Below are 13464 nucleotides of genomic sequence, written 5' to 3'. Positions count from 1 at the left end.
ACAGGAACCCCTTCCTATTGAAGAAAATTTGTCCTGAGAAGCTTTGAAGTAGTAAATCGACATTCGTAAACGATTTATACATTCTTTTCCGGAAGAAAACCTAGCTTGGCTTATTTCCACCAGGTATCTGAACAGATAGACTAAAATATGACAACAAGTTTAGCAACGGGTATACTTTAAAAAGTTTGAATCAATATGTGATCTGCCCTATGACTAGAAAAGAACGTATTTCTCAGCTTATTTCCGAAGAATTGAAGCCCATCTTCTTAGAGGTTGTGGATGAGTCGAAAAACCATCATGTTCCTGAGGGCGCAGAAACTCATTTCAAACTATCGATTGTTACTGAAAAATTTATTGGATTGACGAAAATCGCTCGCCATCGGTTGATCAATAATTTGTTGATAGAAGAAAGAAATAAAGGGTTACATGCTTTGAGTATGCATTTATACACACCAGAAGAATGGGATAAAAGTGGCAGCATCCCAAACTCTCCTGCGTGCCGGGATGGTTATCGTCATGGATAAATTACCTATGTACTGGCAAACCACCTGTGTTTTGCCCAGAAAGTCACGTGGTTTTCACCTCATCACCCATACTGTGCAACAAAGTTTGGCGACCATGCCTGCAATTCAAACGGGTTTGGCTCATCTATTTTTACAACACACCTCAGCATCACTTGCCATCAGCGAAAATACCTGTGCTGATGTGCCGAAAGATTTAGAAACTTATTTTAGCTCAGCAATTCCCGACGATGAGGAACTTTATCAGCATACTTTAGAGGGCGAGGATGATATGCCAGCCCACATTAAAAATACCTTGCTTGGTGTTAGCCTTACCATACCCATCACTAAAGGACAGCTGGCGCTTGGGCAATGGCAAGGAATTTACTTGTGCGAACATCGAAATCACGCAACGGAGCGACGTATTATTATCACTGTACATGGCAATTAGTTAATAGATATTAGGAACTGTTGACATTTGATTTCACAGATGTAAATTTAACTAAATTGCTCAAATTGGAACTTAGACCCGTTAAATTAGGATCCTCTATCCGCCTCGTTCTGAGCTCCATTTTGAGCTAATTTCTCTTAATTTCGCTCTGCAAAACCAATTGTCAACAAGCCCTTAACAAAAAATACTTTTCATGACTTCAATCATTCCCTTATAATGCATACCTTTTTGCCAAATTGGCTTCTTGGGAACTGTCGATGATGAAAGCCTGGTCTTCCGAAAAAATTTCAGTTTTTGCTTTAGTACTACTCATTACCGGAGCGATTGACAGTATCCGCAATTTACCCGCTACTGCGCTCTTTGGTTCATCATTGATTTTTTTCTTCATTTTTTCGGCGATTATTTTTCTGATTCCAGTGGCCTTGGTTGCTGCAGAATTATCTTCAGCTTGGTCAGAAGAAGAAGGCGGGGTATACAGTTGGGTACAACATGCTTTTGGCGAGACAGCAGCCTTTTTTACAATCTGGCTTCAATGGATTAATACCATGGTATGGTATCCAACCATCCTTTCTTTTATTGCCGGCACGTTAGCTTACCTTATTAATCCAGCATTAGCTCAAAATAAATACTATTTGATAAGTGTCATTTTAATTGTCTTTTGGTCGCTTACTTTCCTAGGGCTAGCTGGATTACGCGCCTCAGCCGCCTTTGCAAGCTTTTGTGCAATTGTTGGTATGATTTTGCCCATGGGTTTTATCATCTTACTCGCAATCATTTGGCTTATACAGGGAAATCCCATATCGATTGATCTCCATTTCCATAGCTTGATCCCTCATTGGCAAGATAGTCAATCTTGGGTTTCACTTACGGCGATCATGACCTCGTTTCTAGGCATGGAATTGGCAGCGGTACATGTTCGGAATGTGCATAATCCTCAGCGCAATTTTCCTAAAGCCATGCTTTTTTCAGTCGCTCTTATTCTGACAACAATGATTCTCGGTTCATTAGCCATTGCGTTCGTATTACCACAGGAAAAAATCAGCCTCGTCGACGGTGTAATGCGCGCTTTTACCAATTTCTTTCAAGCTTATCATCTAACCGCCCTCATGCCAGTGATTGTCATTTTGTTGTTATTGGGCAGCTTAGGTAGCATGGTCAACTGGATTATTTCTCCTGCAAAAGGCTTATTACTTGCTGCTGATAATGGCTTCTTACCCCATTGGCTTTACCGTTTGAATCAACATGGGATCGCTTCGCGAATTTTGATCCTTCAAGCAGTACTTGTCACGTTGCTGTGTAGCGGTTTCTTACTCTTCCCAAGCATTAATGCCATTTATTGGTTATTCACGGCCTTAAGTACTGAACTTTATATCATTATGTATGTGTTAATGTTTATTGCAGCTTGGAAGTTAAAAAGCAAGTTTGCCAATTTACCGCGCCCATTTACTATTCCCGGTGGCCGCTTTGGCTATTATTTAACTTGTATTTTAGGCCTTGCCGGTTGCGCAATCACGTTATTTATTGGTTTTATCCCCCCTGAGAGCAGCATGGACATCGGAGGAGCTGGTCGTTTTCGCTTGGTTTTTGGTAGTGGGATTTTAATTATGATTTTTCCCGCTTTCTTACTTTATTTACGTAAGAAAAGAAATGAGGTTTTACGTACTGATTAACACATAATTTTGCTAATAATTCTTTGTTTTTTATAAATTTGTTGTAAGGTGTTCACATGGGTAGTGGTAAAAAAAATGATGCTTTGTCACAAACTAATGATGTACTAAAACAAAAATTTGATGAATTCGCTGCTTCACATCAAAACAATTCCTCACAACCACCTGATTTGCTTCTGTTTCAAGATGATTACCTGATTCGACCATGGGTTATCCATCTCAATAAAATAATAAATGAATTAAATGAACTAATTAGTCTCGTCGAATCAACGTGGCAACAAAGTTCCACACAAGAGGATAAACTTCATGCCGTGTTGCAGGATGCATTACCTAAGTTAAGCGATTTAATTGAAGAGAAAGAAGGGTTAAGAGCCGCTATTTCGAAGAGAAAAAAATTACTTCTACCTTCCGAAATAACAACTAATAAAGCTTCTCTAAGTGGAACAAGGAATGAGTTACGTGAAGCTTTAATTTCTTTCTTGACAATTTTCTCCATGATTCAATTTGAAAACACAGGGGACCCAACTCATCTCGTCTTAAAAAATAAACTAAAAGAATTTTTAGAGGGATTATTCAATGAGCTACGGGCAATCAATCCTTCAGCCAATGCTCATTTTGTTGAATTTCATGGAAAACTGCTTCGACACTTAAATCTCACTGTCCCGTTATTCAGTTCAAAAGTGCCTACAGAACTGAATCAACATGCAATTAACGCCTTTGTGAATAATTTATTTAGTACGGCTACCACTAAACCTAACATGAATATGCCTTTTGGGGAGAATTCACCTAAAATTTTAAATGGATTATGGAATAATGCATCTTCGGCTTTGGGCAGATTATTAGATAACCCTTCAGATGCAAATGTCGAAGCCTATGGAATAAAACGGCAACTCATTGCTCTACGAAGCCTTAGATTTAAGTTAGAAGATTTCCCAATCAATGGAATAAAAGAATATCTTTTCCAAACTAAAAAAGTTAAGCAACGAATCGCTGAAATAAACCTGACTCTTCAAACATTGAAAAGAGAATTAAAATCTAAATTGGATTTATTCATCGAGCCCTACGATGATTTTGATGATGTTAAAGAAGGACACCAGCTTCTCGCTCAGTTACGTGCTATAGAGGATGAGTTTGAAGCTGCACTCACCCAGTGCAATCCCCAAAAATCCGATATTACGCCCCCTTTTGCCTTGGAACATGTAGAAAAGCTTACGTTAACTCAACGTGAAATTGCAATGAAACTTGAGCACGTATACCAAGAGTTAAAAGGAGAAACCGGCCTTTATAAAAAAATACTGGTTTCGAGTTTAAATTTGGACAATCAATATCAACTAACCTTTGTAAAACTCAAATTTGAATTACGTAAGGTGATTCAAAATGCCAAAACTGTCTTTTCTGCCTATTTGCGTTTATCAAAAGAGATAGGGGATGAAAGTGCAGGTAAAGAAGCCCAAAAAACCTTGGACCTCCTCGAAAATAAATGTCAGGAAATACGAACTAAAAAAGCCCAAGAAAACACCCCCTTGGCTACATTCCGTAAGGAAAATGAACTCACTTCACAAACTTTCGAGCAGCTCGGGCAAGTGCCAAGAGAACAATTAAATCCTGCTTACAAAAAAATCCTAGATGCTTTAATTCAACGCGCACAATTGCCTCTTCCAAGATTAAATGAAACAAACTCACTTGCCAGTAATTTAGCGGCCAAGAGGGAGGATGCGGTTAATGCAATTCGGTGTGCAGCTGTTTCCTATGGCACATTCACGACTTCAAATAAGCAATGTGCATCAGCCTTATTAGCCTTCACTAATGCAACTAATGCGTTAAACTCTTATGAGAAATTAAAGCAAGAGGCACTCATTGAAGATCGCAAGAGTTCAAAAATTTACCTAAAATCACTCGAAATCGTGAAGGTCCTCCAAAATGAATATTTCCGAATTCTAGATAAGTATATCGACACTGCCTGCGCAAATAATCCTGAGGATATTGCTGAATTAGTGATTTTGAAGGAAAAACTCTGGACAAGGCACACATTCCTTTCCTCTCAGAAGATTTTTACTCCTCTTCTCGACAAAATAGATTCAAGATTATGTCGATTGTTATCGTTGCAATTTAGCTTTGAGAGGTTGAATGAAAAATATCTAAATGGAACTTTCCTGCAAACAAATACAGAGAGTACTAAAGATAAAAATCCACTATCAACCGGACAAATGGAAGCTCTCAATCGACATGAGCAACGACTCTATAAAGATAAGCTTATACATACCATAGAACTTACTATGCATAATGAAAATATGGAATATATTTCTGATGGGATTCGCTATGATTTTGTTCAATGGATTCGTATCCACCTTCTTAAACCCCTTCAACACCTCATGGAATGCTGTTTTGGTTCAAGCCTTTTTTTTACACCAACTTGGAGAGCATGCAAAACAGAAGAAATGTTAGTTGAAGCGGGGAACCAATTTTATGATGAGATTACTGGTCTAGGATTCTAAACTCACAGCATTGTCGTCTTATTGCTAGCAATGCTATTCTATCCGTAATCTCTTGCTTTTTGTGCAATTCGAGTAGAACTATCATGACCGAAGACGCCTTGAAAAATATACGAACTAAAATCGACCAAATCGACAAGAAACTCTTCGAACTCATCAGTGAACGTGCTAATTTGGCTGCTGAAGTTGCCAAAATAAAACAATTACAACCTACTCCTGTCTACTATCGACCTGAACGTGAAGCACAAATTCTTCGTTCTATTGTTGCGAAGAATACTAGCCTGCTCCCTGATCGCGAAGTAGCGCAAATTTTCCGTGATATTATGAGCGCTTGCCTTGCTTTGCAAGAACCTTTATCTATTGCTTATTTAGGCCCAGAAGGCACTTTTTCCCAACAAGCGGTCGTTAAACATTTTGGTGAAAGTGTCAATTCGGTTCCAGAAATTTCCATAACTGAAGTCTTTAAGCTGGTTGAGAATGGGAATGTTCATTATGGCGTAGTACCTATCGAGAATAGTACGGAAGGCATGGTTAACGTTACCCTTGATAATCTGATTAATTCGGATGTACAAATCTGTGGTGAGATCGCCCTACGTATCCGTCATCATTTTGCACGAATTGATCCTAACCAGCCTTTATCAATAATCTATGGGCATCAACAAGCCTTATCGCAGTGCCGGCACTGGTTGTCAGTTCATTACCCCAAAGTCAAACTGCAAGAGGTGGCCAGTAATGGTTTGGCAGCACAAATGGCAACAGAAAATCCAAATTCGGCTGCCATTTGTGGCGATAATGCTGTAGAAATCTATAAATTACAAAAGCTTCATCAGCACATTGAAGATTATCCGAATAACACAACCCGCTTCATCATCCTAGGGAAGCAACTTCCCGGTCCTAGCGGATGCGACAAAACATCACTAGTTATTTCCACACCCCATGAACCTGGAAGCCTGGTGAATTTACTCGCACCTTTTGGAAAATATCAAATTAATATGACTTCAATTGCGTCACGCCCCTACCGCCACCGCAACTGGACTTATCTTTTCTTTATCGATTTTGAAGGCCATCAATCAGAATCACATATTCAAGCGGCCCTCAATGAATTAACCTCAATGTCCGTCATGATGACCTTGCTTGGTTCTTATCCGCAATCAATGGGATAATTGTGTTCATCAATCGATTTATTTACATTTTGAAACATTTCTTTAAGATTTTCTTAAGGTTCTAGTGATAGTTTTGTCGCACCAAAAAATAGAAAATAGGTGCGCTTCTATGGGTAAAAATTATAAAGAAATTATGCTAGAACTAGCAACATTAGAAAACCTAATTACAGAGATGGAGCAGGTTGTTTTAGTTTTCTTACCTCTAGAATTCACTTCTTTACTCAAACTAAAAATTGAGGGTTTAAAAACATATTGTAGTGATGAGGCTGTTAAGCCAGGCCATACCGAGAAGCTCGAAGCAGAATTAAACAATCTCGTAGAACTTTTTATCCAACAAAGTCAGGCATTCTTGAAAGGAGTGGCAGCAAAAGAGAAAATTAATTGGGTTCTACCTTTAGAGTATGCCACTGAAACCCAACCTCTTAGGCAATTCAATTTAATACTCCAAAGCTTCAAAACTAGTGTTGAAGAGACGAATGTTACTCTTTTAGTGAAATTAGATTCACTTCAAGAAACATGGCAATCGAGCAAAAGAAAAGAAAAGGTTAGAAAGTTAGAAGAAATTAGTTCATATAAAGAAAAAATCAATCAATTTCCGACCCAATTATGTATAAATAGAGAACAATTTCAAAGCGTATGTATGAGGAAGAACCATCGTCGCGTTGTTATTGCAGATCATCATAGTAGTCTCCTATCTGACTCACAACTTAAGCAGGTCACCCTTAACGAAGTTATTGAAGCCCTTAAAGCTAAGCTCAAAAAAGAAGCAGGTTTTCATGAAGGCTTTCTTTTAGATTTCAGTAATCTTGATCAGCTCTCACAATATGACGCCTCCCTTAACCAATGGCTAATCCAGCTAAAAGAATTAAATCATGACTCGCAGCAATTAATTGAAAAAATGCGTCCTGTAATAACTTCATTATCGGCTAGTATAGAAACTCAAGATCAACTTAATAACGCAATTCTTAGAATGATGGATTTAAATAAAACCAGGGAAAAATTGCGATCAAATATCTTAGAAAGACAAGCTAACCTTCAACCGACTTCACCAGACCTTGCTGGACTAAAAGAAGAGTTGCGTTTTGCACGAGAAGAAGCGCAAAAGGCACTTGAATATTTTCTTATGACTTTTTCCACAATCCATTTAGAGGGAAAAACGGATCAAGATACCCTATTTTTTACAAAACGGCTTGTCGGATTTATTGAAGAAATTCTGGTGAATTTGCAAGCAGAAGATCTGCATTTAGACACCCAAGGGATTGAAAAGTTTCGCATCCAATTACTTGAGCATCTGGGAGAAAAAGCGCACTGGTATGAACTTAATAAGCCCACTATTAATGCCCTTGATCGATCGGCCATCAATGAATTTTTGAATGAACTATTCAACGCACCTGCTTCTCCAGCTACCTCAGCACCTTTTCTTAAAGGAGCCCAAAAACTTATTACTGACTTACTGCAAACTAATCGCAATGAAATCGATGAGTCGCTGCTTAGAAAGCAAATCGTTATGTTTCGCAGTTTGACCTGTAAATTAAAGCAATTTGAAGTGAAACAAATTACAGGTTTTCACACCCTAAAAGAAATTCAACTCGCTAAAGAGAAAAAGATTGAGCGAGTCTTTGAAGAAATGGAATCAAAGCTTTCAAGTGGCAGAGGACTTTTACAAGATAAACTCATGCTGTTCAGCAACCAATTCGGCAAAATTGTAGAAGTTACGAATGGGTATGAAATTATCAACGACTATTATGAGCTAGGATCTCAATTAAAAAGGGTATTCGCCCGCTATAATGAAAATAAGCAAAAAATCGAACTGGTTTCATCTCCACTTGAACGCCTGGATAAGCTCACTGATCTTCAAGAAAAAGTGCTTGCTGAATTTACTCTCATAGAAAACCAATTCATAGGTGAAAATGGGCTCTATCCAAGGACATTGAATCAAATCCTGGCATTAGAAGAACGTTACGGTTTAGCTAGATATTGGTTAGTACACGATTTAAGTACTGAAATTGAAGCAACTCGAGAAGTTTTACTCACTTATTATCCATCCGGGGCTGTAAACAAAACACTTAGGCCTTATTCTACAAAATTCGAGCAGCTTAGACTTACACAAGAGACCAACTTATCCAAAATACAAACAGAAGTTGAACGCTTAATCAAAGCACTTAAGAAACAAGCTGACGAAGTAAATCTAAGGCTCTTTGAGGATTACCATCCATGTGTACAAAGTTTAATAATGAGGCGCTTTCCCCGAACTGAACACTTTAATGACATTAACCCTTATAAAGCGGAAGTAAGTGAAAAAACCCTGGAAGCTGCTACTGTTGTTGAAGAAGTTATAAAAGCTCTTAATGAATTGAAATCGGCTCCCCCTTCCTCACTACGAAAATCATTAGATACACTTGTAGAAACGATAAAGGCAGCTGAACAGAAATTACAAGAACGGGATCAAGTGCTTGAAAGCGCAAGAATTATTGAGAAACGTTTAGACTCAGTTAGTTATAAAAAATCAGTTTTAGCCATTGAAACGATGCAGAGAGAGTATACACGCATACTTCAAAAGCATGTGGTTGCGGCTATCGAAACTTATCCTGAGGATAAAGAACATTTTGAAGCCTTGCTAAAAATTCCAGGCACAGCTGAAAATTACCTCAAACTTGCCCATTGTATGGAGTACTTAGATGAGATTGATCCGCGATTATTTAAGTTACTAGCCATGCAATTCCAATTTGCTCAGATTAACAAAAGCTATATCAATCATAATTTATTTATGATGTTAGATGAAGATGAGCAATTAAATGAAATTGGAATAATCATCATTGATCAACGTGAAACCTATAATCGCTTGCTTGAGCGCGTGGATCAAAGATATCTATCCAATATTATCGAAAATGTAAATCGCACTATCCATAATACTCAAATGGAAAGCCTGTCCGACGGCATCCTACCCGATTTTGTCCAATGGATTCGGGTTAACATCCTAAAACCTTTGCAAGCCTTGAAACACTATGTTGGTTCTTATTTCAAATTTGAGGATAATCCTAAGGATCGGTTTTTCAAACCTATTCCTAAAACACCCTGGCCTTCTAGGACAGAAGAGGAATTAGTCAATACGGGCAACCGCATTCTTGATGAACTATATTGTGTTGCAGCTGCCTCTGCAGCATAATCCAAGTCAGAGAGATTATCGCTCTCTATTTTCAAGTAATAGATCAGGTCCCTATGTTGGATTTGGCACAAATGGTGAGATTTGAGTACATGTTTTCTCGCAAGATGTGCCAAATATCACCGTTTCCTGATAAGGGCTGATCAATTACGAAATTTTTATTTCTCTCAGCAAATTCCGCGCTGAGATTAAATCATCTTGAGTGTTGATGTCTTGCAGTGGCTCTGTGCACGCTTCATCAATTCTAATTTTGTACCCTGCCCAAAGCGCTCGCAATTGTTCTAGGGCTTCACAGGCTTCAAGTTCGCAAACTGGCCAACTGACGAAATCAAGTAAAAAAGCTGCTCGGTAAGCATACAATCCAATATGGCGAAAGACCTGTTTAATACTTTTTGAGTCATCCCGATGGGCAGGAATCGCGCTTCTTGAGAAGTAAAGTGCATCATTATGTTTATCCCGCACCACCTTAACAATATTGGGATTATGCAATTGCTCAATACTCTCGATAGGCCAACATAAACTCGCCATTTGATTAGATGAATAATAGAGGCTGTGTGCAACTTGTGAGATCAGTTCAGGTGCAATCAGTGGCTCATCACCTTGCACATTGACTATAATATCTTGTCCTGCAAATTGGCCTTTAGCAACCACTTCTGCAATACGGTCTGTACCTGTTTGATGACTTGCGGCAGTCATTGTGACTTGTGCACCAAAATCAGCCGCATGATTGGCAATTTCCAAACTATCCGTAGCAATAATGATTGATTTAGGTTTGGCTTTAAGCGCTTGCCTGTATACTCGCTCAATGACAGTTTGCCCCTCAAGTTCTAACATCAATTTTCCTGGTAATCGGGAAGATTGATAGCGAGCAGGAATCACGACATGAAAATCGATGCTCATAATTGTTCTTTTTCCTCTAAGGGAATTAATCGCGCTTCTTGCTCAAGCATAACCGGTATCCCATCTCGAATCGGATAGGCTAAGCGGTCAAAACGGCAAATTAATTCATTTTCTTTAAGCAGTAATTTGCCCTTACAAAGCGGGCAAACCAAGATTTCAAGCAAACGTTTATCCACGAGGCTCTCCTTGAGTCACTTGATTACGAACATAAACAGGTAAAGCTTCAGCAGCACTCACCGCTTGTATTTTTTTGGTTAAAACAACACGAATCATCGCTTCTGCCTTAGGGTATGTTATGCAATGTTGCTCTATGTTTTTTTGAATAGCTGGGGAGAATTGCGACAAATAAGGTTCATAACCTACCCCCGCTAAAATCAAGGGCTTATCATTGTCCAAACGAATTTCTGAAGCCGCTGTGACCTGTTCTTCAGCATCAGGGAATTGCTCATCAAAACAGGCCCAATACAGCTCGTTCATACGAGCGTCCAATACAGCCAATATGGTTTGTTGAGATGTACCTTTTTGCTTTAAAATCTCGTTTGCGATAGCTGCAAGGCTGCTCACTGGGTACAAAGGCAAATCCTGCGCGTAAGCTAAGCCTTTGGCTACGCTGCACGCAATACGCAGTCCAGTAAAACTGCCTGGTCCTCGCCCATAGATAATTCCATCAAGCTGGCTTAAACTCAATTCGGCTTGTGCCAGTAAACGCTCAACGGCCGGTAAAATTAACCGGGCATGGTCGCGCTGTGCACCTTGCTCTTCACTTTGTATATCTCCATTTTTCATTAAAGCAACAGAAGCACGTTCTGTTGAGGTATCAATTGCTAACAGATTCATTTTGTAAAGCCAACTTCCCAATAAAATTCAATACAGTTTGTTCATCACGGGTTTTCGGCAACGAAGGTAAACTCGCGAAGATGTACCTACCGTAGTCTCTGCCTGTTAAACGAGGATCCGCTATCATTAACACCCCGCGATCCTCAGCATCACGTATCAATCGACCAACACCTTGTTTTAAGGACAAAACTGCGCTGGGTAAAGATAATTCATCAAAACCAGATAAACCACGCGCCTTTAAATACGCCATTTTGCCTTGGGTTACTGGATCAAAGGGATTTGCAAAAGGTAATTTATCAATAATGACGCAGGATAGAGCGTCTCCCTTGACATCGACCCCTTCCCAGAAAGTGGATGTTCCCAATAATACTGCATTGCCGAGTTGGCGAAAGCGGGCTAATAAAATTGGTTTTGCTTCATCACCCTGAATTAATAGCGGGTAGTTTAAAGTATTGGCAAGTCGTTGAGCAACCAATTTTAAAGCCTTATGGCTGGTAAATAAGAAAAAGCAACGACCACCGCAAGCGTTAATGACAGGTAACGATTTTTCCAGCAGTATTTCGTAGTAATTTATAGATTTCGGATCCGGTAAGTTACGGGGTAAATAGAGTAATGCCTGCTGTTGATAATCGAAAGGACTGGGTAAAGCAAGTGTTTTCGCTTTAAAGAGACCTAAGGGTTTAATAAAATAATCAAAAGAGGAAGCCATGGTTAATGTGGCTGAAGTGAACACATAAGCCGCCTGTTGGCGTGTTAATAGTTTGCTAAATGCATCGGCAATATCAAAGGGAGTCGCATGAAAAACCAGGCTATGTTTAAACCGCTCTAACCATCGAATTTGTACTTTATCTGTTTGCTCAAAATGAACCAGTAACTCTTTCAAGTCGCACAACCGCTTCTGACAACGAACCAGTCCTGTGGTCGCCTCAATGCTTGCTGAATCCATGCATTCTAAAAGCTCTTCAACCAAATTAAGCAAAGCTTTCCAAGCTGGGGCGAACGTTTTAAAACGTTTAACCTCATGCCAGGCAATACGTTCCTCATTGCTTGGCAAGGCTAACAACAATTGATCAATAACCTGATCCGTTTTTAAGCTTAAATGCTTTAACGGCTGGTTCGCCAAATCAAGTACTGGCCATTCCCGTAATATGTCATCGACAAGATCGCGAAGTTGCCTTGTACTTACACGTTGTCCATTAAAATTGGTTGCAATTTCAGTGACTTGATGGGCTTCATCAAAAATAACCACATCAACACCTGGCAAAAGTTCGCCAAAGCCTTCCTCTTTTAGGCGAGTATCAGCAAAAAACAAATGGTGATTAATAACAACAACATCAGCTTCCATCGCCCGCTTTCGTGCTTTAACTAAAAAACACGTTTGGTGGTACTCACACTCACCTCCTAAACAATTATCCACCGTTGAGGTAACATAAGGCCAAACTGGCGAATCCTCATTAATTTCAGGCAGCTCTGCACGCTCTCCCTCAGTAAGTTGCGGCAATTTCTCCTGTATATGCATAATTTCGTGGACGCATTGCGGACTAACAAAACGTCCTTCCTGGGCATGCAAATCCACACGGTAACGACAAATATAATTGGCTCTACCCTTTAGATTTTGCACGCGTACAGACAATCCAAGAGCTCGGACAAGCATGGGAAGATCTTTTTGAAAAAGCTGATCTTGCAAAGTCTTGGTGGCAGTTGAAATGAGCGCTTTTTTACCGCTTAGAAGACAAGGAAGAAGATAGGCAAACGTTTTTCCTGTTCCTGTTCCAGCCTCAGCGACTAAAATTGATTGTTCAGCGATTGTTTGGGCTATGGCGGCAGATAATTCAATTTGTGCTGGACGCGCAATAAAGCCAGGGATCGCTGTGGTCAGTCTTCCTTTGTCGCTTAATACGCGCTGACAATGTGCTGCAACATCATCAACGGCAGTGACTACTTCTCCCACTCTTTTTGTAAGTATTGAAGTTTATCTTTCACTGTCTCCCACTCTTTGGCATCCTCGGGAGCTTCCTTTTTGGAAGTGATATTTGGCCAAACTTTAGAAAGCTCAGCATTAATTTCCTTGAATTGCTGCTGATCCTCGGTCAAATCATCTTCAGAAACGATCGCCTGAACAGGACACTCAGGCTCACATAAAGCACAATCAATACATTCGTCAGGATGAATCACTAAGAAATTTGGCCCTTCATAAAAGCAATCCACCGGACAAACTTCCACACAATCAGTGTACTTGCACTTGATACAGCTCTCGGTAATTACAAAGGTCATAACAAAACTCTAAAATT

11 protein-coding genes are annotated in these 13464 nt (G+C 39.5%); 6 read left to right on the top strand and 5 right to left on the bottom strand.

Translation table 11 applies throughout. The features are described from left to right. The first annotated feature begins 209 nt into the window (after window positions 1-209). The 6 genes from LMI_RS04750 to LMI_RS04725 all read left to right on the top strand — a co-directional run bounded on the left by LMI_RS04750 (window position 210) and on the right by LMI_RS04725 (window position 9439). Entirely contained in the window at window positions 210-524 is a 315-nt protein-coding gene (locus tag LMI_RS04750) for a BolA family protein (protein WP_045098773.1), read from the top strand. Then, on the top strand, window positions 517-951 hold the full coding sequence (locus LMI_RS04745) for a secondary thiamine-phosphate synthase enzyme YjbQ (RefSeq protein WP_216637042.1): 435 nt from the start codon (window positions 517-519) through the stop codon (window positions 949-951). Before LMI_RS04750 ends, LMI_RS04745 begins: the two co-directional genes overlap by 8 nt. Window positions 952-1211: 260 nt before the next feature. Beyond that, window positions 1212-2621: an amino acid permease gene (locus LMI_RS04740; RefSeq protein WP_045100566.1), complete on the top strand. Its 1410-nt coding sequence runs from the start codon at window positions 1212-1214 to the stop codon at window positions 2619-2621. Between the two features lie 56 nt (window positions 2622-2677). After that, window positions 2678-5113: a hypothetical protein gene (locus LMI_RS04735; protein ID WP_045098772.1), complete on the top strand. Its 2436-nt coding sequence runs from the start codon at window positions 2678-2680 to the stop codon at window positions 5111-5113. 83 nt (window positions 5114-5196) lie between these two features. Continuing rightward, complete coding sequence (gene pheA, locus LMI_RS04730; protein ID WP_045098771.1) at window positions 5197-6273, top strand: prephenate dehydratase; 1077 nt, start codon at window positions 5197-5199, stop codon at window positions 6271-6273. A 109-nt stretch (window positions 6274-6382) separates the two neighbouring features. Beyond that, complete coding sequence (locus LMI_RS04725) at window positions 6383-9439, top strand: hypothetical protein (RefSeq protein WP_045098770.1); 3057 nt, start codon at window positions 6383-6385, stop codon at window positions 9437-9439. A 144-nt stretch (window positions 9440-9583) separates the two neighbouring features. Here LMI_RS04725 and kdsB read toward each other — a convergent pair whose 3' ends face one another. Genes kdsB through fdxA form a run of 5 tightly spaced genes read right to left on the bottom strand, consistent with a single transcriptional unit; the run spans window position 9584 to window position 13447 of the window. Next, the gene (gene kdsB / locus LMI_RS04720; RefSeq protein ID WP_045098769.1) at window positions 9584-10336 is read right to left on the bottom strand and encodes a 3-deoxy-manno-octulosonate cytidylyltransferase; all 753 of its coding nucleotides are present in this window, start codon (window positions 10334-10336) and stop codon (window positions 9584-9586) included. Next, the gene (locus LMI_RS04715; protein ID WP_045098768.1) at window positions 10333-10512 is read right to left on the bottom strand and encodes a Trm112 family protein; all 180 of its coding nucleotides are present in this window, start codon (window positions 10510-10512) and stop codon (window positions 10333-10335) included. The genes kdsB and LMI_RS04715 overlap by 4 nt, the downstream gene beginning before the upstream one ends. Continuing rightward, the gene (tsaB, locus tag LMI_RS04710) at window positions 10505-11173 is read right to left on the bottom strand and encodes a tRNA (adenosine(37)-N6)-threonylcarbamoyltransferase complex dimerization subunit type 1 TsaB (RefSeq protein WP_045098767.1); all 669 of its coding nucleotides are present in this window, start codon (window positions 11171-11173) and stop codon (window positions 10505-10507) included. The genes LMI_RS04715 and tsaB overlap by 8 nt, the downstream gene beginning before the upstream one ends. Then, complete coding sequence (gene yoaA / locus LMI_RS04705; RefSeq protein ID WP_045098766.1) at window positions 11154-13124, bottom strand: DNA repair helicase YoaA; 1971 nt, start codon at window positions 13122-13124, stop codon at window positions 11154-11156. The genes tsaB and yoaA overlap by 20 nt, the downstream gene beginning before the upstream one ends. Next, window positions 13112-13447: a ferredoxin FdxA gene (gene fdxA, locus LMI_RS04700; protein WP_045098765.1), complete on the bottom strand. Its 336-nt coding sequence runs from the start codon at window positions 13445-13447 to the stop codon at window positions 13112-13114. Before fdxA ends, yoaA begins: the two co-directional genes overlap by 13 nt. Window positions 13448-13464: the final 17 nt, after the last annotated feature.

The organism is Legionella micdadei (genome assembly GCF_000953635.1).
GTDB lineage: Bacteria > Pseudomonadota > Gammaproteobacteria > Legionellales > Legionellaceae > Tatlockia > Tatlockia micdadei.
This window is presented reverse-complemented; position numbering and strand designations above follow the sequence as displayed.